General features: G+C 42.9%; 23 protein-coding genes. 13 read left to right on the top strand and 10 right to left on the bottom strand.

The features are described 5' to 3' along the window. The first annotated feature begins 166 nt into the window (after window positions 1-166). The 4 genes from OCV30_RS22040 to OCV30_RS22025 all read left to right on the top strand — a co-directional run bounded on the left by OCV30_RS22040 (window position 167) and on the right by OCV30_RS22025 (window position 4,910). Complete coding sequence (locus tag OCV30_RS22040; RefSeq protein WP_083994595.1) at window positions 167-1,153, top strand: helix-turn-helix domain-containing protein; 987 nt, start codon at window positions 167-169, stop codon at window positions 1,151-1,153. 313 nt (window positions 1,154-1,466) lie between these two features. After that, window positions 1,467-2,846 carry a metal-dependent hydrolase family protein gene (locus OCV30_RS22035; protein WP_065678819.1) on the top strand — a complete coding sequence of 460 codons (1,380 nt, stop codon included), beginning with the start codon at window positions 1,467-1,469 and terminating at the stop codon, window positions 2,844-2,846. 80 nt (window positions 2,847-2,926) lie between these two features. Beyond that, window positions 2,927-3,586, top strand: a complete 660-nt coding sequence (locus tag OCV30_RS22030; RefSeq protein ID WP_083994593.1) for a DUF3299 domain-containing protein — start codon at window positions 2,927-2,929, stop codon at window positions 3,584-3,586. 76 nt (window positions 3,587-3,662) lie between these two features. Next, window positions 3,663-4,910 (top strand): carbohydrate porin, encoded by a 1,248-nt coding sequence (locus OCV30_RS22025; protein ID WP_244499032.1) that lies wholly within the window; start codon window positions 3,663-3,665, stop codon window positions 4,908-4,910. Window positions 4,911-5,020: 110 nt separating this feature from the next. On the opposite strand, the gene OCV30_RS22020 is transcribed toward OCV30_RS22025, so the two are convergent. After that, window positions 5,021-5,488, bottom strand: coding sequence for a hypothetical protein (locus OCV30_RS22020; protein WP_065678818.1), 468 nt, complete (start codon window positions 5,486-5,488; stop codon window positions 5,021-5,023). A gap of 306 nt (window positions 5,489-5,794) precedes the next feature. Further along, window positions 5,795-6,790 (bottom strand): helix-turn-helix domain-containing protein, encoded by a 996-nt coding sequence (locus tag OCV30_RS22015; protein WP_065678817.1) that lies wholly within the window; start codon window positions 6,788-6,790, stop codon window positions 5,795-5,797. Window positions 6,791-6,949: 159 nt separating this feature from the next. Here OCV30_RS22015 and OCV30_RS22010 point away from each other — a divergent pair, with 159 nt between their 5' ends. Genes OCV30_RS22010 through OCV30_RS21995 form a run of 4 tightly spaced genes read left to right on the top strand, consistent with a single transcriptional unit; the run spans window position 6,950 to window position 10,869 of the window. Next, on the top strand, window positions 6,950-8,071 hold the full coding sequence (locus tag OCV30_RS22010; protein WP_065678816.1) for an HlyD family secretion protein: 1,122 nt from the start codon (window positions 6,950-6,952) through the stop codon (window positions 8,069-8,071). Continuing rightward, on the top strand, window positions 8,061-9,080 hold the full coding sequence (locus OCV30_RS22005) for a DUF2955 domain-containing protein (RefSeq protein WP_065678815.1): 1,020 nt from the start codon (window positions 8,061-8,063) through the stop codon (window positions 9,078-9,080). The genes OCV30_RS22010 and OCV30_RS22005 overlap by 11 nt, the downstream gene beginning before the upstream one ends. A gap of 22 nt (window positions 9,081-9,102) precedes the next feature. After that, window positions 9,103-10,209, top strand: coding sequence for an AI-2E family transporter (locus tag OCV30_RS22000; RefSeq protein WP_065678814.1), 1,107 nt, complete (start codon window positions 9,103-9,105; stop codon window positions 10,207-10,209). Beyond that, entirely contained in the window at window positions 10,210-10,869 is a 660-nt protein-coding gene (locus OCV30_RS21995) for a potassium channel family protein (protein ID WP_065678813.1), read from the top strand. Between the two features lie 147 nt (window positions 10,870-11,016). Here OCV30_RS21995 and OCV30_RS21990 read toward each other — a convergent pair whose 3' ends face one another. Further along, window positions 11,017-11,556 carry a DUF3332 family protein gene (locus tag OCV30_RS21990; RefSeq protein ID WP_065678812.1) on the bottom strand — a complete coding sequence of 180 codons (540 nt, stop codon included), beginning with the start codon at window positions 11,554-11,556 and terminating at the stop codon, window positions 11,017-11,019. A gap of 237 nt (window positions 11,557-11,793) precedes the next feature. Between OCV30_RS21990 and OCV30_RS21985 the strand changes: the two genes are divergently transcribed. Next, entirely contained in the window at window positions 11,794-12,387 is a 594-nt protein-coding gene (locus OCV30_RS21985) for a hypothetical protein (protein ID WP_065678811.1), read from the top strand. Between the two features lie 240 nt (window positions 12,388-12,627). On the opposite strand, the gene OCV30_RS21980 is transcribed toward OCV30_RS21985, so the two are convergent. Next, entirely contained in the window at window positions 12,628-12,837 is a 210-nt protein-coding gene (locus OCV30_RS21980; protein WP_004731601.1) for a hypothetical protein, read from the bottom strand. A gap of 948 nt (window positions 12,838-13,785) precedes the next feature. On the opposite strand from OCV30_RS21980, the gene OCV30_RS21975 reads away from it, so the two are divergent. From OCV30_RS21975 to OCV30_RS21960, 4 genes are all read left to right on the top strand, one after another. After that, window positions 13,786-14,718, top strand: coding sequence for a siderophore ABC transporter substrate-binding protein (locus OCV30_RS21975; protein WP_029223728.1), 933 nt, complete (start codon window positions 13,786-13,788; stop codon window positions 14,716-14,718). A gap of 99 nt (window positions 14,719-14,817) precedes the next feature. Beyond that, a complete protein-coding gene (locus OCV30_RS21970) occupies window positions 14,818-15,771 on the top strand; it encodes an ABC transporter permease (RefSeq protein WP_065678810.1) in 954 nt (317 codons plus the stop codon). Beyond that, entirely contained in the window at window positions 15,764-16,714 is a 951-nt protein-coding gene (locus OCV30_RS21965; RefSeq protein WP_065678809.1) for an iron chelate uptake ABC transporter family permease subunit, read from the top strand. The genes OCV30_RS21970 and OCV30_RS21965 overlap by 8 nt, the downstream gene beginning before the upstream one ends. 12 nt (window positions 16,715-16,726) lie before the next feature. After that, complete coding sequence (locus OCV30_RS21960; protein ID WP_065678808.1) at window positions 16,727-17,491, top strand: iron ABC transporter ATP-binding protein; 765 nt, start codon at window positions 16,727-16,729, stop codon at window positions 17,489-17,491. Between the two features lie 209 nt (window positions 17,492-17,700). Here OCV30_RS21960 and OCV30_RS21955 read toward each other — a convergent pair whose 3' ends face one another. The 6 genes from OCV30_RS21955 to OCV30_RS21930 all read right to left on the bottom strand — a co-directional run bounded on the left by OCV30_RS21955 (window position 17,701) and on the right by OCV30_RS21930 (window position 23,762). After that, window positions 17,701-18,519: an ETEC_3214 domain-containing protein gene (locus tag OCV30_RS21955; protein WP_065678807.1), complete on the bottom strand. Its 819-nt coding sequence runs from the start codon at window positions 18,517-18,519 to the stop codon at window positions 17,701-17,703. A 9-nt stretch (window positions 18,520-18,528) separates the two neighbouring features. Continuing rightward, complete coding sequence (locus OCV30_RS21950) at window positions 18,529-18,981, bottom strand: hypothetical protein (RefSeq protein WP_017102532.1); 453 nt, start codon at window positions 18,979-18,981, stop codon at window positions 18,529-18,531. Between the two features lie 9 nt (window positions 18,982-18,990). Further along, entirely contained in the window at window positions 18,991-20,214 is a 1,224-nt protein-coding gene (locus tag OCV30_RS21945) for a murein transglycosylase domain-containing protein (RefSeq protein ID WP_065678806.1), read from the bottom strand. Window positions 20,215-20,235: 21 nt separating this feature from the next. Continuing rightward, window positions 20,236-21,210: an LPP20 family lipoprotein gene (locus OCV30_RS21940; RefSeq protein ID WP_065678805.1), complete on the bottom strand. Its 975-nt coding sequence runs from the start codon at window positions 21,208-21,210 to the stop codon at window positions 20,236-20,238. After that, entirely contained in the window at window positions 21,210-21,869 is a 660-nt protein-coding gene (locus OCV30_RS21935) for a hypothetical protein (protein WP_065678804.1), read from the bottom strand. Before OCV30_RS21935 ends, OCV30_RS21940 begins: the two co-directional genes overlap by 1 nt. Window positions 21,870-21,953: 84 nt before the next feature. Then, complete coding sequence (locus tag OCV30_RS21930) at window positions 21,954-23,762, bottom strand: caspase family protein (protein ID WP_244499031.1); 1,809 nt, start codon at window positions 23,760-23,762, stop codon at window positions 21,954-21,956. Window positions 23,763-23,777 lie beyond the last annotated feature (15 nt).

Here is a 23,777-nt window from a genome sequence, read left to right as displayed (position 1 = left end):
AAACACGAGTTTGGCTACTAACCGTTTGTTTATTCGTTATTTTGACAGAGACATTCGGTTAGTAGGCCTAGGTAACACGGCGTTTGTTCTGCTATCTTAAAAGAGGTGATAATTTGAGTTCGTGAACGAATAGATAAGGGAAAGGATGCCAAATAGCCCTCAGATAATGACAGTGGTAGATAAGAAGGAAGTTGAGCTGTTCGCGGAACTGTTCAAACATATTGATGGTGAAATCTACACCTTGTTACGTAATGCTAAAATCCCCAATGACATTCTCACCAGCAATGACCATTACGATTATCTCCCAGAGACCACCATAAAAAATGTGGTCAAGATTATGGGGGAGTCGGCGTCGAGAGAAGAATTTTCGCTTTTTATGTGGAGCTTTTGCAAGCAAACTTATGTACCAAGGTTTGTGGCTAAACTGAGTCAGCAGGATTCATTGAAAAGCGTGTTAGACCAATTTGGTGAGCAGCTGAAGCTCGTATCCAATGGTGCGAATGTCTATACCAAGCAATCCGGAGGCAAGTGGTGGTTGGTTCGCGAGAAGCCATTTACTAACGCACCTTGGTTTAAGTTTGCTGAACTGTTCTCTGTCATTTTCATCAATGAACTCCTTTCCGTGTTAACTCAAGGGCGTTGGAAACCATCGGAAGTTGGGATTCAGAGTGGTGATCTTGAATGCTTTCAATCGTTGCCGCAAATGGGCAGTGCCCAGTTTTACACGCATAGGCCAGTGACTGCTTTTGAGATCCCTGAAGAGATCATGCTTTCGCCTATCGTGTTGTCAAAGCGCGGCCATACACCTGAATTCATCACGCCTCTACCCAGCTCATTTCTGAGCGCATTCAAACTTGTGATTAAACCTTATCTCACGATGGGGAAACTCCCTATTAGCTTGGCATCTGAAATTCTGAATATTCATGTCAGAACCATCCAACGCCGACTAGAAAGCGAAGGTGTCGTCTATAAAACCTTGATAGAAGAGATGGTGTTCGAGCAGGTTTTGGAACTGCTCACGGAGTCGGATTTGTCGATTACTCAAGTCGGCACAAAGATGGGCTACGCTGACTCCTCTCATTTTACACGTGCCTTCAAACGACAGATGAACATGACACCAAGACAGTATCGAAAAGAGCGGCTAAAACGATAATAGAGGTTGTATCCGAAATAACGACAATATCGAAATAGTCGCTGTTTAGAAAAAAACGGCCGTATCAAAATCATTAAGTAAACAGGACTTGATCCGCATAATCACACATTGTCACCAAATGGCCATTTTTCAACATTGAATACTGTCAGTATTGCTACTAAGTTATTGAATGTTGATGGGATGTTTTTATTTTGTTATTTGCGAGTGTCGCGGGTAATGAAAAACACCTTTGAAACCTCATGACACTCATTAGTAGTTACGGAATCGTTATGGGAAGTGGATTCCACTCATTTATGGATAACAAGGTGTAAAAATGAAAAATACTGGCTTAAAGCTCTCTGTTGTGGCTCTTTCGTGCTCATTTGCTCTTTCTGCAAATGCGGCGTCAACGTTGTTTACTAACGTCGACATATTCAATGGTACAGAAGATAAACTGTACGAAGATCATCACGTATTGGTTGAAGATAATCTGATCAAGCAAATCTCCGCAACGCCAATTGAAGCAGGTGAAGCTGATGTGATTGATGGTCAGGGTAAAACCTTAATGCCGGGTTTAATCGAAGGCCACGGTCACTTGCTGCTGAATGGCGGTAACCTAAGCGATCACGAAAACAACCGCACGATTGAAGAACTGGCCGCTAGAGCGACAGTCAACGCTAACGCTGTGTTTCAATCAGGTTTTACCACGTGGCGTGATGCGGGTGGTTTGAACACGGGCTTACGTAAAACAATCGATTCTGGCATGTTGCCGGGCCCACGACTTTACACATCAGGCGCATTTATTGGCCCGACGGGTTCGCATGCCGATTTCAGTAACCTAACCACGGCTAACCAACACTTCTTTGGTTCATCGACCAGTATGGCTCGAAATAGCGTGAGCTTTAATGCCGATGGTATTACAGAAATCAAAGCCGCTGCTCGTCAAAACTTCAAGCAAGGCAATACTCAAATTAAGATCATGTCTTCGGGTGGTGTGGCTTCAACATTCGACCCTTGGCAGCTGAATGCGATGTCTGCGGAAGAAATTGAAGCTGCCGTGGAAATTGCTGATGCGTATGGCTCTTACGTGATGTCGCACGCCTACAGTAAAAAAGCGATCATGCGTAACTTGGATGCGGGTGTTAAAACAATCGAACACGGTTTCATGTTCGATGGCGATATCGCTGACAAGATGGAAGATAAAGACGCTTACATCACAACTAACATGACCGCGTTTTCACCTTACCTGACGCAGATCGAAGCGATCAACTCGAACCCTGCCTCTAAGCGTAAAGCGGAGTCGGCAACCAAAGCATTCAAAGACTACATATCGAACGTCAACAAGTACCAACCTAAATGGGGTTTCCACACAGACTGTGTCGGTGATGTGGTTTCTTGTATCAAACAAACCGACCACACGATCTTCCTTGCGGGTAAAGAGTTAGGCAACTTCTTCACTTTGAAAGGCATGACATCGGTAAACGGTGAGATCGTTAAGTTATCTGGCGTGATGGACCCATACCCAGAGGGTAAGTTAGGCGTGATTGAAGCGGGCGCATACGCCGATATCATTATTGTTGAAGGCAACCCACTTGAAGACTTGTCAGTGATTGGGGCAAACGAAAAATGGTTTGATGCAGAGCCGCGCAGCCCTGAAATCGACACCATTAAAGTCATCATGAAAGATGGCAAAGTCTACAAAAACACGCTGTAACTCAGTTCGACAACTCAGTTAAAAATTAAGCTTAATGGGTGACCTATTTGGGTAGGTCACCTCTCTTCAAGGTGTTCTATATGCAAAAAATGCTTTCTCTTATCCTGTCAGTGCTATCACTTACGGCCGTTACTTTTCCTACTTTTGCTGAAACAGCGATGAATCTTGAGTGGCAAGACCTGAACTCAGAGTCTCACGAAATGAAAGTAGAAATGCCGGATCTCACCGATCAACAAATGCGTCTATTACAAGGTGTGATAGCAATGAGTGCATCAGAGGAAGAGCAAGCTCAACAACAGGTTCTATTATTCAAACAAACGCTAAAAGAGCAGGGCGTGGACGCAGACGAAATGATCGCACTGCGTGACGAATACATGAAAACCATGCAAGCAAACGCTGAGGCTATCACGACAAAATTTGATGGTAAGAAAGTGCGAGTGCCCGGCTTTATCGTTCCTTTAGAATTCTCAGAAGGCATGACCGCAACCGAGTTTCTGTTAGTGCCAGTGGCGGGTGCGTGTATTCACATGCCACCACCGCCTGCAAACCAGATTGTGCGCGTGTCTTTTCCTGAAGGCTTTCAGGTACAGAATGTTCAGTATCCAGTATGGGTAGAAGGTGACTTTAGCTCGAAAAAAGTGACTGAAGAAGTCTTCCTAGTCGATGGTAAAAGCAACCTCACCATGGGTTATGAAATGAAAGCTTCGATGATTGAAGACTATTACGAGAAAGAAAATTAATGGTTGTCATCAAATGACAATTTTCAATGTGAGCAATGAATAAAATAGAACTCACTCAAAAAGCATTGGTGACAAGATGAATTCAAGATTATCTAAAGTAAGTATGGCTGTGATGGTGCTAGCAACGTCAATGAGCCCAGTGGTTTATAGCGCAAATTTCGAAGGTCCAGACTCTGTTGAAAATACAATTTCAAAACAAAAAGATCAGCAACTGGATTGGCGTGAAAAGCTTGCTGCGGATGGTTTTACATTTGGCGCGGATTACTTTGCGTTAGGCCTTACTTCTGGAGATGGCGTTGGTGGCGATAGTGTTAATGCATCATCAGGCGTCGCACGACTATACGGTTCATGGCATCTACTGGGAAATGGCACAGAAAACTCAGGTAGCTTGGTATGGAAAGTGGAACATAGACATGCTTATGGCAATACTTCGCCCAAAGAGTTTGGCTTTATAGGTTCAGACCAAATTGGGTATGTAGGCTTGATAGCACCAGCTTTCAGTGACCAAGGTTTTCGAGTTACGGACTTAAATTGGAAGCAAAAAATCAATGACGGTAAAGGCACTATCGTTGTCGGTTGGCAGGATGTGACGAACTACGCCGATGTTTACGCTCTAGCCAGTCCTTGGTCTGGTTTTACGAATTTAGCATTCTCGACAGGCTCAGGTGCAATGGGTTTACCTGATGATGGTGTGCTTGCTCTATCTGCTGGTCATATGCTGGGCGAGAATTTTTATGTCGTCGGTGGTATCGCGGATGCAAATGGTCAATCAGATGATATTCTTGATGGCTTTGATACCGCTTTTGGCAGCGATGCGTCTTACTTTACGACACTGGAATTAGGTTGGACGGCTTCGCAAGAGCAGATCTACACCGATAACTTCCATGTGACTTTCTGGGATTTTGGTGATGATACGCGCCACAGTAATAGCCTTGCTGCGGAAGGTGGCTCGGGCGTTAACTTCTCATGGAGTCAGTTCATGACTGATCAAGTGATGCCGTTTGTTCGTGGTGGTTTTTCTGAAGGGGACGTTGCCCTTTACGATAAGTCTATTTCTGTTGGTATGGGGTACTTTGGATTAGGAAAACCGACCAACAACCTTGGTGTAGCGCTAAACTGGGCGGAAGTGAATGGTGATTCTTTTGCAGCTGATGCGAAAGCAATAAGCGGTAGCACAGAGCAATGGACTGCGGAGATCTACTACAACATGCAGTTTGACGACCATTTCCAAGTAACGCCTGACATCCAGTACATAAAGGATCCTGCATTCTCCAATGAAAGCAGCGCTTGGGTGTTTGGTATTAGAGCGAGAGTCTTTATCTAACTTCTTTGCTTGTTAATCGCTGAAACGTAAAGAATAGATGTAAAAAGTGAGCCTTGATAGGCTCACTTTTTTGTTTTAGGTCTGTAGTCTTAGGTGTGTATGAAAAGCGGCTATGCTTTTTCTGTTTTGGGCGTGTCATCGAGTGCGAAGTAGATCTTTGAAACAATAATCTCTGCGACCAAAATCGTGAATACCACAGCGAAGAACGCCACCACACCATTCCAAGGGCCTGTGAAATCTACCTTGTCACCAAATAAGATATTGATGGCTTCCAACATTACAAACTTAGAACCTACTAAGATGACGTAACTGGATAAACCACGATAAATCTTAGGCGCAGTGCCGGGTTTAGACTTGAAGTAATCTGCGAGCCTATGTTCTAAGCCAATAGACAGTTTGAGCAGGAGTTGTAGCAGAATCGCAGCTGCAAATGAGATGGTGAAAGACTCGATATTGACGAAGTCCCAGTATTCATCAAAAAAATTAAGAACGGTTAAATCAACGAGTACGGCGAGCGTGTAACCGACAAAGAGTCGTTGGGGCGTATTAAATCCATATACTTTTTCTATATTGCTCATCTACATCTTCCTGAATAAAGGGTTATAAAAAACTTAGGAGATAAACTTATAACTTTCAAACGCTTATTATTTTATATGCGAAACAGCTCTTAAAGTGGGTGTGGCGCATTATGGTAAGTATCTCTGTCGAGATTGATCCAAGATGGTACTTCGACTTAAAGAGGAGTACGTATGATTATTTATTTTAGGGTACAAGACGTAGAGGAGCTTTGGGGCGCGATAGATCTAGCGACACTCTTACAAATGGAACTGAGAGGGAGGCCAGATTGTACTTAGTCCAAAATTGTACTCAGTCCAAAACTACACTTAGTCCAAAATTGAACGTTGGTAAATCTTCGGCGTAAGACCAGACACACGCTTAAACGCCCGAGAAAAGTGAGAGATGTTGGTGTAGCCGAGTTGGCTAGAGATGTAGGTCAGCGTATGACCTTCTTCCATCAGCTCGCAAGTCACAGAAAACATTAGGTTTTCTTTGATCTTTCGATAGGTCGTATTTTCATTTTTGAGTTTGCGTTGAAAAGTTCGTACAGAAAAATTGAGCAGTTTAGCCGCTTCTTCAAGTGAGAGATCTTGTTCTTTCATGTAGGGCTTGAGTAGCTCATAAACGCTATCGGTAAAGCTGGTGTGCCACTCAATAAGCGTCGGTTTAGCACTGAGTTCTTTAGAGGTTAGGCGAATTGGGAGTTGTAAGATTTCTTCAGGAATCAGCACAGCCGTCGACGGTTGTTCAACAAACAATTGGCAGCTACTTGGCACCAGTGTTTTTACGACATCGATGTCATGTCCTTGCAGACGCACCTTACTAGGCAACCATGGGGATTGGGATAAAATGGTTATTAACTCAATGATATATGTAATTGCAAAAGCTTCTCCCCATTGAAACGTAGGGGAATTTTCTTCAGGTGCAGTTCGGCAAAACCAACTTTGACCGTGTTCTTGAATAAGCTCGACTTTGCTGCCTGGGGAGTCGTAGGCAAAGATTGAATTTAGGTGTTTCAGCGAATCACCAATGGTTTTAAATTCGGTAAATTGATGCAAGACATTTGGGATGATTCGACGTCGAAATGCGAGTCCTAGAATATCGGTGAACCGAGATACGCCAAGTTGCGCCGATGTGAGATAAATCAAACGCTTAATGGATTCCGATGGCACAAAATCGCTTTCTGATTCGATAAGGTCAGGTGGTAAACCGGAATCTTTAAGCAACATATGTAAATCAAGACCATAGTCAGAAAAAACCTGAACCAGAATTTTAGCGTAGTTCGTCTGAATTACTGGGACTTGGTAGTGACTAGAGGTCATGAGAATACAATCCTGTATATATTGTTGCATTATTAGACGTGCATATCATTTGCAACGTTTTGTTTACTAAATCTAACCCTATTTACTTGAGTTTTCCATTGCTGGGTTTATTTTTAAAGTATTAATTTTGTTGATGTTAGTTATCTAGAAGGGAGCTCCATGTCAGAAGCCAAAGGGAATAAGCAAGAAGCCAATGAAGAGGTTGGCCAGCAAGAAAACGGAAAAGACAAAGTAAGAAAGGTCACAAACTACCTATTGTTGTTTGTTGCATTCATGTTGATCTTCAGTGTCATTTCAGACCGAATCATCCCTATTACTGATAATGCTCGTGTAAAAGGTTATATCGTTCCAATCAAGCCAGAGGTGTCGGGTAAAGTGCTCGATATTCTTGTTCAACCTAACCAACTGGTTAGTCAAGGCGATAAGCTTGCGATTCTCGACGAGTCTGATTACCTCATCGCCGTACAACAAGCTGAGCAAAACTTAGAGATCGCTGGGCAAAATGTCGGTGCTCAAACCGCGAGCATTGCTTCAGCTCAAGCGAAACTCACTTCTGCGATTGTTGAAAGACAAAATACTAAACTACAAGCCAAGCGTGTTTTAGAGATGGCCGATAAAGGTGTGGTTTCTAAATCAGATGCAGATAAAGCACGAGCAGCATTAGCAACGTCTCGAGCTGCGGTTGTCAATGCAGAAGCTGATCTTGACCGAGCTAAGAAGCAAATGGGTAAAGAAGGCCAAGAAAATAGCCAAGTGAAAGCCGCGTTGTTGGCTCTTGAACAAGCTCAGTTGAACCTAGAACGCACCGTGATTACCGCACCGACACAAGGTGGGGTTTCTAACTTTAGCTTGTCTGAAGGTTTTTATGCATCAGCAGGGCAACCGATCATGACCTTCGTTTCAACCGAAGATATCTGGATTGAAGCTTATTATCGTGAAAATAGCCTAGGTAATGTCACCGTCGGTGATGAAGTTGAAGTGGCGTTGGATTTCGCACCGGGCAAAGTGGTAAAAGGGCGAGTAAGCAGTATCGATTGGGGAGTTGATTGGGGGCAAAATGATCAAGCAGGTAAGCTTGCTCAAGCTAGCCAACAAACGGGTTGGTTGCGTCAAACACAGATGCTTCCTATCACTATCGAATTTGAACGAGATGAGATGCAAGGCATGCTTCGAGTGGGCGGCCAAGCTGATGTGATTGTTTATAGCGGCGACAACTTTGTGTTCAACGCGATAGGCAAAGTATGGATTCGTCTGATTAGCGTATTGTCTTATGTCCGATAAGCCGATTCCTGACCAACAAACACAGCAACGGATCCTGCGGTTTACCGTAGGGGTCACGTTGGCTGTTTTCTTGGCGGCATGGATAAACTGGCCACTTGCGTTTGTGGCGCCAGTGTTCACTGCTAAGTTCTTAATTGATAAACCAAACCTCCATAAGGAAACGGTCTACGAATTGTTATTGGCTGTTGTTGTCACCATGGGGTTAGGTTTATTGCTGTCGCGAGGAATTACCCATTACCCAATCCCATTGCTGATTTTAGTGGGGCTAATGATGCTTTGGGGTTACTACTTGTTTGTAGACCCTAAATGGAATCTATTCGCTACCATACTGTTGATTGCTGTCTTGATGTTGCCATTCATGGCGATTGATAACCCTGGCGTTTCAGTAATGCTGGCATCAGGTTTAGCGACTTCTGGTGTAGTGTCGGTGACTATTTTTGCGCTTGTTCATGTCTTTTTCCCTGAACCTAAGTCGGAGTTCTCTGGCTTTGCGTCGGTACCTTTCAATAAGACAGAGCGCTGGTATGCGGCTTTCCGTGCGATGATTATCTCTTATCCCGTTGTGTGCTTTTTCTTTATTTTTCAGATATCTGAAGCATTGTTAACTATGATGTTTATTGCGTTGTTATCGTTAATGATCACTTCAGAAAAATCAGTCAAATTAAGTGCATTTCTGGTGATCAGCAATGGCATTGGTGGCTTACTTGCGATAGCGGCTTTTTCAATCCTTTCGATTGTTCCTAATATTATCTTCTACTCTTTATTCATAGGCTTGGTCGCTATTGTGATTGCTAAGAAGATCTACACGGTTCCCGAAAAAGCGCCGATTTTCGCCACTGCATTTAGTACGTTGTTAGTACTTGTCGGTAGCACTTTGATGAGCTCAGGCGACATCGATAGCAACACTTTTATTCGCATATTCCAATTATTGCTAATTGGCATATATATGATTTTGGCCTCTTTATTCCTAGAAACTCGGAATTGGAAGTTTCTACAAAATCAGCATTAATTTTGTCTAACAAGGACGTCTCATGAAGTTAACCGACGATTTTTCAAAACAGGCGATAGACGCTGCCATCAAAATTGCAGCGATTGCTATGCTCGTCTACTGGTGTTTTGCGATTTTACGCCCATTCATTCTATTGGTTATTTGGGGGGCGATCATTGCGACTGCGCTCTATCCAGTTGCTGTCGCGATTTCAAATAAGACGGGAATGTCGAAAGGAAAAGCCAGCGCATTACTGAGCTTTATCGGAGTACTGTTACTGCTCATTCCTTTAGTTGCGCTCTCTTCCGGTATTTACACCAGCGCTTCTGATCTGATGACAGGGCTTCAAGATGGCACATTGTCATTGCCTAAGCCGAAAGAGTCTTTACAAGATATTCCGTTCATTGGGGAGAAGGTATATTCAACCTTGGTAGCTGCCTCCAATAATATTGAAGGCACGTTCATAAAGTATGCTGACGAACTGAAACAGTTTGCGACGAAAGCTGCTTCTGTTCTTGGTTCGTTAGGTGGAGGGTTTATTCAGTTTATTATTTCTACCATCATTGCTGGCGCATTTATGAGTAACGCCGATAAGTGCCAAACAGGGGTCACTCACTTGGTGGCTCGCCTAACCGATGGAAAAGGTGAAGAGTTGGTACAGTTATCTAAATCAACGGTACGTAGTGTCGTGCAGGGTGTGATAGGTGTTGCTGTGATTCAATCCATTATGTCAGCAATTGGTTTAGTGATTGCAGGCGTTCCTGCGGCTGCGTTTTGGGCATTAGCTGTTCTGCTCATTGCAATCATCCAACTTCCGCCGATTCTTGCTTTATTGCCTGCAATTATTTACATGTTCAGTGTTGAATCGACGCTAGCGGCGAGCTTGTTCTTAGTGTGGTGTATTTTGGTCAGTGGCAGTGACGCTATTTTGAAACCGATGCTATTGAGCCGCGGCTCTCATATCCCAATGTTGGTTATTCTACTGGGTGCGTTGGGCGGAATGGCGATGTCAGGAATCGTTGGTCTATTTGTTGGTGCTGTGATACTGAGTTTAAGCTATGAGCTGATGATGGCATGGCTTGGACTTGAAGATAAAAACCAAGAAGAAACTGAGAAAAAACCAGCAGAGGCAGAGGCAGAGGGAAAATAGATGAAGCCAGTCTCTAAAGACGACAACTTCTACTTCTTATTCTATGCACTGTTGGTGTTGTTTTTTGGATGCGCGGTGATGCAGCAGTTTTATCCGCAAGGTCAAAAGACCATTCTGTTTTTGATCATTATTACTTTGGCTGTTTCGATAGTGGGCATACATAAAGAGCGAGCCTTGTATCGCTCTTGGTATGGTCTGTTATTGATAACCGCTACGGTGTCGGGGGTATTCTCGTTTTTGGAGGACTATAACCTTTCGATAGTGACGTTAACGGCATTGGCGGTGTTTCTGTTCTCACATATTTATTCCGCTCTCAAACAGGTAATGAAAGCAAAGACGGTGACGCCCAATCACATTATCGGCTCTATCTGTATTTACTTGTTGTTAGGGTTCGCTTGGTCGACTATCTACTTGTTGATTTTAGAAATCTTCCCTAATGCATTTAACGGGTTAGAAGAGCAAGTTTGGCTAACTAATCTGTTCAATGCGATGTATTTCAGCTTCATTACTTTGACTACGGTGGGCTATGGTGACATTTCACCCGCTTTGCCCGTCGCACAGTTCTTTGTGTTTATGGAATCCATTATTGGCAGTTTTTATTTAGCCATCATGGTGGCGAGCTTGGTGAGTATCCGACTTGCACAGTCTCAATCTCAATAGATCATTTACAAATAATAGAACACATACAAAGAAGCCCAGCAGTAGCCGGGCTTCTTTTTTGTTTTACGTTCTTCAAAGTCAAACGTAGCTTTTAGGTTGAACTCCCTATGAGCTACGAATCTTAAGTGTTAGTGCGAGCTGCAAATATTAAGCTTCAGTGCCTTGAATCTTCTGTAATTCAGCGATAGTTGTTTGCGACACAAGCTGACCATCCATGTAATAGCTCACGTTCTGACCATCTTTAATTCCAGTCAGTGTCGCGGTTTCGCCGCTTGTGTAGACAATGTCCATTTGAATGGTGTTTTCGTCGATTTTCATCATTTCACCAGTCTCAATGGCACGATTGTTTGAAATCGGCCCTATAGGCGCTTCTTTGAGGCTTGGATCAAGCTCATCATTCACTTTGAAGTGGGTATCTGTTTTGGTATCAAAGATGTGTGGCGAACCACTGACAGGGTTTTTACCCGTCCAGAACTCCAATGAGTTGAATACCACATAATCGGCCGCGGTAGTAATACCGTATACAGGCGCTAATAAGAAGTTCACACCAGCACGAGCATAACGGTTGTCGACAACTTCGACGTTAAATTTCATCACTTTCCCTGTTACGGCGTTACTGCCGATACAACCAGTTAGCGCAGAAGCCAAAACCGTTAGTCCTACAATTTTAAGTGCAATCTTTTTCATTTAAGTACCTGTATAAGTTAGAAGTCTGTTTTGTTGGAACAGGTGCAGTATGGATTTTAATCGATGACCAGTTTTACCATTTAACGCCATATGGATTAATAAGTAGCCAAAAGATAACGTATTGAGAGAATTTAAGTACGCACCTAGATATAACCTATCAAGTTACCGAAAAAACGAGGTTATATAGTGGTATGATCGCGGGCTCAGCACCATAAGTGATAAAGAATAGGAAACAGAATGACTCACCTTACAGAGCAGCAAGAAGCTGCAATGGCGACGTTTAAGGAAAACTTACACCTTCCAAATGGTGGTTTTCATAAACTGATTATCGAGCTAAGTAAGGAATATCAGCTGCCTTTCCAAAAGGTGCGTGCGGTTTTAAAGAAAGCTCAAAAAGATGTTGAACGACAGATACGAGAAGACTTTAACAGTGTTGATGACACAGTTCTGAGCCAAGAGAATTGGGTAAATATCATTAAGTCGAAGCTTGTTGAGTTAGCGGAAGAAAACCAAACGGTGATGGATAAGCTGCAACAAAACCTGAAGTATCAAAAAGTGTTGTCGGCAACCGAAGGTTCAATCGCAAGTGAAGACGAACGTGATGAGTTGATTGAAGAGTTGATTCAAGCTTATGAGAAAGAGGTGTTCAAACCTTTACTGGCGATGCTGCATACAACAAAGCTGTATTGGAAGTTAATGCTGGTGGATGAGACATGTAAGATGAATGAGGAGAATCGTGAGAAATTCAGCGATTACCCTCAACACATGCAAGCTGCAGAACACTTATATACTCTTGATCAAAAGTTAAGGTCGATGCCGTTAACTTATTAGTCCATGAATGCAATGATAATGACTCATTGGTGATTCAGAGTTTGATATAAGTTGGTTTCAATAGAAGCACGATAACCTAGCTAGCGTTAGCCGCGTGTGAAATGCAAAAAGGGCTAGGTTTCTGATCTGTTTTACTTCTACTCTATTTTGTTCTGCTAGAGCGAATTGAGGGTGACATCTTTGACTTTTTTTATATCTGTCGAACTAAATGGTGTTTCTTTTTGTAGCCGATGGGAAATGCTATAGGAGTGTGAAATGTCCTAGGGTGTTTCCGTTGCCTGAAACGATAGTTCCGATGCTTTCTCGTTCATTAAATTCAAAGTCGATGAGATAACTATGATGTTGTAGCTTGGGCAATATGTGGCGGTGGAGTATATCGCTATTGAGCTGTCGAATCTCGGTGACCCATGAAATCTCTTCTTTGTGTAAGTCTATTTTAATCTTGAGCATTTATTACCTTTTAGTTTATTGACTGTTTTTTCGCGTGATAGTTGGTACCAATGGGTTTGTCTTGTTGTTCTGCGTGACATAACTGTGCCTTGTGTTTATTACATTTATATTTAATAAGTCGATCTATTTTGAATTCGCTAAAAAGAAAGCAAATGACGAATAGAACGGTAGTGGGATCTAATTTAAAAGCTATTGAATGACTATCTAGGTGAAAGCTGACGCAGAGATGGTGTAACGAGGGAATCGAGAACTGTCTTTGTGGAACTTGGACTTACTTTAGCATTAACAGCTCTATAGATTAGAGCCAGGTGACGGACTATACGCCTAGTTTTTTAAATTACAACCCTATTTCTAATTAAATTTAAAAATATTTTTGAATGATTTGCCGTTGCTTGTTGATAGTTAAATGAACGAAGGACAGGGGATTGACCATGGTATCTGACTGAGGCTCGGCTTTGCACCGCTTCGTATTCTTTGTCATTGGTGGTTTTAATTGATTTATTAACTTGGTGGTAGTTAAGTCTCTGTTATTCTTGGTCTTTACATTGTAAATTACAATCCGTAACTCTGAGGTTTAGCGTTGTAATTAGGAGGTTTAGCGTTGTAATTACAGGGCTTTCGGGCACTTTTCCCCATCAGTTTTTTCTTCAGATTGATGATCATTTTCCTCTTCGCGCTTTTTGCTATTTTTGATTCCTAATATCTCTCCGACTACGCAAAACATGAATACTCACTTTTACATTTCTGAATAATAAAGTTGTTGTGTCGCTAATTTAACGCAAATATAATTGATAATAGTTCTCACTTGCGTTACAAGTTTGTTGTCAAAGCAATGACAGACTTTAAATTATCGTTATTTAGCCGTTGTGTACGCCCCATGCTCATCTATGAGTAATGTGACTTTTATTGTCATGAGTGGTGGTTTGTATCCATGGCAAAGGAAGACACATGAAGAAAACAATCAATTCAGTTCGTCAGTTATTGGGTGGGCTTGCTATCGCTCTTGCATCATCATTGATAATGACCGCTCAAGCGGAAACAATCACTATTGAACACGTAAAGGGCACGGTGCAGTTTACCGAAGTACCACAGCGCGTTGTAGTACTTGGCTTTGGTAGCTTGGATGTGCTTGATCAGATTGGTATACAGCCAGTTGGCGCGCCTCACAGCCTAATGCCTGACTATCTAGCTTCGTACAAAGATACGACGGCAAATACGGGCTCATTGAGTGAACCTGATTTTGAAGCTATCTACATGCTGAAGCCTGACATCATCATTGCCGAAAACCGTATGCTTAAGGTTTACGATCAACTAGCAAAAATAGCTCCGACCATCATGTTCTCTATTGAAGGTGACAAATACTGGGCTGATGCTCAGCAAAACTGGCGCGCGCTAGGTAAGCTCTTTGGTAAGCAAGCTAAAGTAGAAGCGCTCATTAAAGAGACTCAAGCTTCTATCACGGCGGTTAACGACAAAGTCGCGTCTGACGAAACGTCAGCAATGATGCTAATGAACAACGGCAACAACATTGCGATGTTCAATAAGGGCAGTCGCTTCTCAATCATCTTTGACGACTTTGGCTTTGTGGAGTCAAAGAGTGCGACAGTAGCTCCGATTAAAGGGAATCACGGTAATCTAATCTCGTTTGAATATATTGCTGACGCAAAACCTGAAGTGCTTTACGTACTTGACCGCGAAAAAGCGATCGGTAAGTCAGAAGGGCGCGCACAACAGCTGTTTGACAACCCACTGGTTGCGGCAACACCAGCAGCGCAGCAAGGCAACATCGTTTACCTTGATTCAAGTGCTTGGTATCTGGTAGGTGGCGGCGTAACAGCGATTCACAGAATGTTGGGTGACATTGAACGTACGATTCAATAGTTACTAGTCATCAGATTCTCGGGCTTATAAGAGTGTTCTTATAAGCCCTTTTTCACTTTTTTATACGGTCTCCCCGATCCTACCTTTAGTATTACTTCTATGTTGAAACCCATTGCAGCTGCTGTATTTCTTGTTGTGTTATGCGTTGCGTCATTAATGATTGGAGTCGCTGAGATCAGTTTTAGCGATTTTTTCAATGGCAACCAACACGCCAACTCTATTTATGTTGTTAGTCGGATCCCTCGACTGTTCGCGATTGTGCTAGCTGGGGCGGGTTTAAGTGTTTCTGGCCTTATCATGCAACAGATTGTTCAGAACAAGTTCGCTGCACCTTCTACGATGGGCACGATTGATTGTGCCATGTTGGGGTACATCGTCGGTATTCTGGTGCTGGGTAATGCCGCTCAATGGAGCTACTTAGGCTTTATCTTTGCGTTTGCGGTGTTAGGCACCATGCTATTGGTCCGCTTTCTACAACACTTGAAGTTCAAGAATGCGGTGTTGGTACCTTTGATTGGCATCATGTATGGCAACGTTGTCTCATCTCTAACAACCTTTATCGCTTACAAATACGATTTAGTACAAACCATGTCGGCTTGGACGATGGCGAACTTTGCGAGTGTATTGCAAGGCAGCTATGAAATCCTTTACCTCGCGGTTCCTGCATGTGTGTTGGCTTATTACTTTGCTAGTCAGTTCAGTGCGGCAAGTATTGGTGAAAGCTTCGCAAAAAACATTGGCCTCAATTATCAGAAGATCGTCTTCATTGGTGTTGCATTGGTTGCTATCTGCGCCTCTTCAGTGGTGATGATCGTTGGTGTTATCCCATTTCTTGGCCTTATCGTGCCGAATATCGTGTCGTTGATGATGGGCGATAACATGAAGAAAATTCTGCCTTGGACAGCCTACTGGGGCGTGATCTTGGTATTGGCCTGCGACTTGTTAGCTCGAGTCGTTATCTTCCCTTACGAGATTCCAATCTCAATGGTAATCAGTGTCTTTGGCGGCTTGATTTTTATCTACCTGATCATGAGAGACAAGTCGAATGCGTGATTCAGTAAAAATTGCGATTCTGGCTATCGCGTCTTTGGGTATGGCGGCAGTATTTGTGGGGCAGGGACTTACGTGGGATAACTACGAGTTCTTCTTGTCTTTGCGACTACCCAAACTGCTGTCGATTGTGTTGGCGGCGGTGGCGATTTCTGCATCGTCATTGGTTTTTCAAACCATCACCAATAATCGAATTCTAACCCCTTCAATTTTGGGTTTTGACAGTTTATACATGTTGGTGCAAACGGTGCTTCTGTTTGTGTTTGGTGGTACTAGCTTTTGGGTAATTGATGCAATCGCGAACTTTTCATTGTCTGTGACTGTGATGATCTTGTTCTCGTTTGCGCTGTTCCATTTTTACTTCAAGAGTAAGCGAAACAACGTATTTACACTGTTGTTGATTGGTATTGTGTGCGGCAGCGTATTCTCAAGCTTGGCTAACTTCCTTGCGATGTTGATTGACCCGAACGAGTTTGCAGTGCTGCAAAATGTGATGTTCGCGAGCTTCAATAACGTGAAAGGTGAACTGGTTTACCTCAGCCTTATTCCACTGGGTTTGAGCTTGCTTGGCCTGTGGTTGTTAGCGCCTAAGCTTGATGTGCTTTGGCTTGGTGTTGATAACGCGACAAGCTTGGGCGTGAACACCAAGCGATTGACTCAGATTACCTTGGTGATTGTGTCAGTGATGGTGGCAGTGTCGACTGCTTTGGTTGGCCCGGTGCTGTTCTTTGGTTTAATCACTGTCAGTTTAGCGCGTCAGATATTCAAATCTTATCAACATCGCGTGCTTATCATCGCGAGCAGTTTGTTAGCGGTCGTTCTATTGGTTTCAGGCCAATGGTTTATCGAAAAAGTAATGGCGTTTGAAACCACTGTGAGTGTGATCATTAACTTGGTCGGCGGTTTGTATTTTATGTTCTTGTTGTTACGCACCAGAATTCAGTAAAGGTAGTAAGTAGTGATTAAATTAACAGGTTTAAGTAAGAAGTATGGCAAATCACTCGTGGTGGATGATGCCAGCGCTATGTTCCCGAAAGGGGAGGTGACTTCTATTATTGGCCCAAATGGTGCGGGTAAAAGTACACTGCTTTCAATGGCGAGTCGCTTAACAGAAAGTGATGCCGGTGAAGTAATTATTGGCGACAAGCTACTGGCTGAATGGGATACCAAAGAGCTTGCGAAGCACCTTGCTGTGTTAAGACAATCAAACAACATCAATATGCGATTTACGATTCGTGAGTTGGTCTGTTTTGGGCGTTTTCCGCATTCTCAAGGTCGCTTGAAAGACGAAGATCATAAGATCGTCGATACAGCGTTAGAGCACCTTGGCATTACCGATATCCAAAACAGATACCTTGATGAATTGAGTGGTGGTCAGCGTCAAATGGCGTTTATCGCGATGGTTGTGGCGCAAGATACGGATTATGTGTTCTTGGATGAGCCACTAAACAACCTAGATATTAAACACTCGGTTGAAATCATGCAGACGCTACGTCGCCTAGCGCATGAGTTTAATAAGGCGGTCGTTATCGTGATTCACGACATCAACTTTGCTTCTTGTTACTCAGATAACATTGTCGCGATGAAGAGGGGCCAAGTGGTTAAGTCGGGCAAGGTCTCTGAAGTGGTTGAAAAGTCAGTGATGGAGTCGATCTACGAGATCCCATTTGAGATTCGTGAGTTCGATGGTGTTCGAATCTGTATGTATTATTCAGGTCGTTAGGTTGCTGGTTCTCTAGCCTGCTTAAATCCCTAGTTACCGAAATGAGAAGAGCTCCTACACTATGAGGAGCTCTTTTTTTCTCTATGTATAGCTGATTTTTAAGACTTGCTCAGTTTTAGCAAACTCAATGAGTTCATCAATGTACGTAGAGCTAACCGAATCAGATATACACATTACTGGATACCGATTATCAATGACCAACGCTGCTGTTAATCAGTGATCAATTCATATTCAAGTTTGGTAAGAATTGCAGGGGCGAGTGATTCTAAATCGACCGTCGTATACCCATAGAAGTTTGGCCTGATTTCACTACGTAGTTCAGTTAGAGAATCTTTTGTATTCTCTTCCATCATCAATTTGTCATTAAAATCAGCGAGTAACTTGAGTTGTTGCGCAGAGAGAGGGGATAGGTATTCGCTGTAACCACCGACAGAGCTGTATAACAGTTCATAGCGACCACCTTCTGCTTCTTCAATGTAATAATTCCCTGAACGCGCAATATTGGATATGGCAGCATGTTCTGTTGTCGAGTTAACGAAGTTGGTTTCCAAATAAGTGGCGCTGCCTGCGTGGTAGTTCACATCAGCGACAAACCCCGGTTTAGGGAAAATGAGAAAAGCATCTATTGTGTCGTTGGATGTTATTGCAGAAAGAATAAACTTACTGTCTTTGTAGTACTTTATCTGTACCTCACCATTCGACATCTTGGTATAAACCGGAGAGCCAAATGTCTCTTCTAAAATGCCACTGGAAGCACGAATATAGACTTTAGAAAGACGCTCGTTAGATGGAGCATCTGAAAAGTTAGAAATTAAGAGGTCCCAACCTTTGCTTCCCATATCAATAGCATCGTTGAACTGACCACCTGCGATGATCAGCGCAATGATGGCAAGGATAGAGTTTGGTGTCTTCTCTCTCATTATTTCAAGAAAATCTTTTTGATCTTCATTGGGAGCTTGTTGAGTTAAAGACATGTCTTCTTCTGGTGCTGCTTTATCAACAGATGAAGGTAGAGCTTGTTCTGACATGATAAAACCTTATTCAGCAACAACTTGAGGTGCTCGTGCAACCACACGGGTACATAAATATTCTTCGACATCTTTTTCTACAGAAACGCTTTCTGTTACCCAGGTAAACTTCATTAGCTGGTTGGTTAGTTGTTTTGTGGTCGATTTAGCGGTTACGGTTGTAGTTACAACATTGTCTTTACGATCGGCTGTTACAATCTTCTTTTTCTCCGAGGTTCGATTTGTATCGAGCTCTTTTTGCACCATGGCTTCGAGAGATGCGGCTAGCGATGCTCTTGCTTCCATTGAAGCGATGTCCATATCAAGCGTCATGTCTCCCATACTTTCAACACAAGCAACACCCGCGATTAAGCCTTCAGGCAAATCAGATTGTGGGTTCATGCGCCAGCTAGGAAATTCGGAGTTAGCGGCTGCTTGAAATGACAATGTAGTAATTGCAGCGATAATTAGAGTCTTTTTCATGTTTTATCCTTAAATCATATTCTTTTCGTAATTCACTTCTGCTTTACTTACTTTTTTCAAGTAGTTACGAGTTTCCGCGGCAGAATGCTTTTGTTGGATAGTTTGGAATACTTGTTGTGGTTCAAGCTGGTTAATATTCTTGATTGCAACTGAGCGTTTGCCACCGAAAATATGATAGATTGGCCCCATACCTCCATTGTAAGCCGCTGTTATGCAGTACTTTAAGCTCTCTTCATTGGTAACGCCTTTGAAGTAGCGAGAGCGCAGTAAGTGTAAATAAGCGGTACCGACCTCAATGTTTTTTTCGGGGTCGAATAAGTATTCTTTATTCAGTAACTGTTGTTCACCAAATAGGAAGTTTGTCGCATCTAATCCTGCGGAACTTGGGACAATTTGCATCAGGCCAAAGGCTGGAACATGTGAAGTTGCTGTAGGGTCGAAAGCGCTTTCTGTTTTGATGATAGACAGTATAAATTCAGGCTCAAGTTTGTATTTTTCTGCGTAAACCTCCACGGTATCAAAAAAGCGTTGTTCTTTACGATTAAGCCAACTTGGCGGAAAAGAAATAACGGCTTTGAGAACGGTATTGCCTTTACTGTCTTTGGCTTTGGTCACGGCCACATTTTCAAGAGCTTTGTCTAACTCTTGAGCCTGAACCTTTGGTGTTTCGGAAACGGGTAAGAATGTCTTGTCACTGAGTTTCTCAACATTTGTTGCTTCAATCAGTTCAGAGGTATAAGCATCGGCTTGTTGGGCTTCGCCTATGGTCAGCTGAGACGTGCGCACGATCTCTTCTTTGAGTTCTTCTATTGAGGTTGTTTCACCTGCAATAGTGGTGACTTGAATCGTATTTTTCTCGAAGTTAACTTCACGCTTTATTTGTAGAGAGGGGCTGTAGCTGACCCACTTAAATTGGTCGCTAAAGGTAGGATTATCCCAAGATTCTGAAACTTTGATTTTAAACTTATCAAACTCTTGTTGAGCTTGTGCCACATATTGATCGAATTCGCAGTTTTTTTGCACTTTGTAAAGATCAAATTGGGCTTCACTGCAGAGTTTGTATTTTTCAAACTCATCTTTCGCTTCAAAAGGTTGATTGACAAAATGTTCGACGCTAGGGCAACTTTGTTCGGTAATTGAAAGTTCACACGCTTGCTGCAGCGTATCTGCAGATGCCCATCCACTAGAGATCAGTATCGCTAAAGGGGATAGCTGGCAAATTATTTTCTTCATATCTGTTCCTTGACCGAGGGGTTAACCTTTCTCTATCGAGAGCCGTTCCATGACAAAATCACAGTGCTCGAAATAGTTCAGGATCAACCCAAACCCTGGGGTGTCTGTTGATAAACGCGATTCATCCAATCGCTCAAATCTAGAGGTGTCTATTTTTGTAGGGCAGAGCAATGCGATATTGGTATCGTAGGTCTCTTGTCCGTTGTTGAGCAGCGCTTCGATTCCGTCATACTGATTTCTATCTGGAAACTCGATAGAGTCGCCATCTGTGACTTGATGGTTTTCAACTAACACGCCTGTACTGCCATCTTCATAAACTTGAAACAAAGAGAGATAACCCGCTTGGTTTGAGTTGAGTTGAATAAAGTAATGGTCGCCAGCATTGAGTCGTCGCTTGGATGAGCGAATCTTTATACTTTCATCTGAATAGTTGAAAAATAGGTGGTTATACTTTGCTTCCGGTAGTATTAACTGGCCACTACTGTTGGAAAGCATCCAGCCCCCAGCAAACCGCTCGATATCTATATCCGGCAGACATTGGTGTTGTTCCACCCAGTTTTTTAGCATGGTCGTTGTTGACCAGTATGGGTGTAATTCACTGTGACATTGTGATTTCTTTAACCAAGCAGAGAGCTTTTGTGCAAATGACTCGGGGTCATATTGAACTTGAACATAAAACTGGTTTTGCGATTTTTCACTGTTGATAATGGTGACGTTGTTTCGGAAAACCACATTGGATATGGACTCTTTATGAGAAGCCGCAGATTTTTTCAACTCACCATTTTCGAAGGTTTTAGTACTGGTGCTCTTACTGACTATTCGGTTTTCAACACTTTTAGCCAGATCATGATAAGCCGCGTCTTTGGCTTGTTGATAAGTGTTGCCTTTGCCGAACCCATAGCTCAAAGTTGAGTCTAATGGCACTTCCCCGTACCAAGACGGGGAAGCAAAAGCACAAGCACTCGACAGGGAGATGATTAGCGCTAGTATTTTCATTAGTCTTCTTTTTTACCTGGGTAAGGTGCTTGCATAATTGTCCAACTTGCATGCAAACCACTCTTGTTATAAGTGCTAAGGCCTATGCTCTTTCCTGTCTGCATCGCAGACAGGGCATACCCGTTGTACACACCATAATTAAGGTTGCCCTCAGATGTTTTGATCAGTTTTTGATACGTTTTATCTTGTGTGATGACTAACTGATTACCTTCTAAAGGACCACTCAATACTTGTCCTGAACGCTGACTACTGTTTAAGCAACCAATGTTATTTGCTGGTTTTAAGAAGCTCCAACTGGATCGGCCGTTAGAAGTTACCGAAGGCCCTTCAACAAACCAACTGCAATTGTCTGGGTCTAAGTAATGTCCTGCGAGTAGTTGGTTTGCGCTAGTAAAAGCCACTGATTTTATTGAACTCAAATTTTTGAATATCAGGTTGCCATTTTTATCGGCTGCGAACTCTGCGCTCATGTCAAAGAACTGGGTTTGTCCTGTATCTTTGTTGGTTACAGGAACGCGCAGCATGGTTACTTGATTACCAGCGCCTTGGAAATGAGCTCCTTGGAACGCGATATCTAGGTTAGAGTTCTCTACATCCGCAGCGAAGGCTGTTGATGAGATTAGAAGAGCGGATGTTGCTAAAAGTGTTTTCTTAAACATGGATATAAGCCTTAATCAATGTTTCAAATAGGTTGTAAATTGAAATAGTTTTAAAAGTGGTACGATCTTAAAAGAGACATGCTCTTAAAGAGACATAGTCTGGTTACCGGTAATTGTTGGATGTTGACGTTTTAAATCCCCCATCTCAAAAGAGGCAGATTTCACTTTGTCGTAAACATCTTGATAAAGTGTATTCACATTCTTGTTTCCCTCGATCATTGACTTCATGAGGTAATAACTAAACAGACGATGACCTTTTTCTTGGTACATATTGGAATATTCTTTATCGCGTCCCGCGGTGATCACGACCATACGCTCAGGATCGATACTGACTTTTTTCGGTGCCAGTCTTGATGCGGCAACCCCTTTGATGACCGATACACCATCAGTCGCTCCGCTGAAGCAACTGTCTACCATCACGACAATCTTGCCTGCTTTGCTGTTTGACAGTGTTTTGTAGAGGTTGTCGAGTTTGAAGAACTCATCATCAGTTATGTAGTCAGGGATTTTATCTTGCGGGAGAATGTAAGGATCATTATCGGGAATTGCAGGGATACCGTGTCCACTGTAGTAGAAGTAAACCGTATCGCCTTCATCGACGTTGTCTAACATTAAACGTAACTTATCTTTAATCGCACCACTGGTTGCGTCACGGTCAATGAGCTCGTAGACGTGCCTTTCTGGAACACCCAGAACTTTTGTCGCGACGTCAGACATCACTTCACCACTGCTGCGCGCAAAGGCTACTTGATCTGAATTTGCGTAATCTTCTATAGATAGGTTGAAGAACCAGTTGGATGAATTACTTTCCACAGGCACAAAGCCATTAAGTAGTTGTTTCAATTCATCAGAGGCGGTGTTGTCCGTTGCCGATAGGCGTGAATCGACTTCAAACGCATCGATTAAGTTAGGGTTTTGCATCTCTAGCCCTGGAGTCCCGGCACTGCTTGAGCCACTGTTAAGAACCACACTCAGAGCTTCCGGTTGATAATTGCTTTTAGCCACATCGCCGGAGTACATCACGTCATTGTAGTTGCCTTTTATATTTACAAGCTCTAATTGGTTCTCGTCGTAAGAGTAGGTGAGTGCGAGATCAAGCTTATCGATATTGCTAAAGACATCACGAGCCTGTTCTTGAGGCACGTTTAGAATAATGTCTCGCTGATAGTTTTGATTTGACGCTTTAAACAACAGGTGCATTTGCTGGTTTTCAGCATCATAACTCTTTGTTGTGACGACCGGCTTACCCATTACATCTCTAAAAGCCTTAGCAACGAGTCGAGTTTTTTGCACGCCCAAGTTGCCCTTTCGAGAGTCTGCCCCTTCTTGTAGGACTCGAATTTTGGCATTTCGAGCTTCTACTTGTTGACGGTATTTAAGTTGTATAGCGGCTATCTGTTGTTGTCGTTCTATTCGCAATTTTTCGACGCGTTGATCAAATTGAGTTTTGGTTTCAAATTGGTCTTTGACGATTTCTGGCGCTTTGGGCAGATCAGGCTCTCGAACTGGTGGTGGGATGTCTGAGCTGCTCAATGTGGTGTGTTGTACTTCGTATAAAGATGCGACAGCACCAACCAATGACATTGGGTCGTCAGATTGTATACATCCGATAGAACTCGTCATGTATTGTTGTTCGGTAGAGGACTCTTGTCCTGCAAATAGGTCAACATTATTGCTTGCTTTTTTTTGTCCGCCGCGAGTGATGACCTTGCCATTCAGCGAAATAGGAGCATCAACTTGCAGCTCTCCGCCAAGTTGCCAAATATCAGGATTAGATGAACATACAGTTCCCTGTTTAGAGTGCGAAAATTCAAATTGATTGTCAGCGTTAGCAAAACTAAGAGTTGGTGCTAGCGCAAATAGCATACCTGTGACAATTCTATTCCGTGTCATTAGATAAGTCTTCCG

The organism is Vibrio atlanticus, from assembly GCF_024347315.1.
GTDB lineage: Bacteria > Pseudomonadota > Gammaproteobacteria > Enterobacterales > Vibrionaceae > Vibrio > Vibrio atlanticus.
The sequence above is the reverse complement of the archived record's forward strand: the minus strand, read 5'-3'. Positions and strand labels throughout refer to the sequence as shown.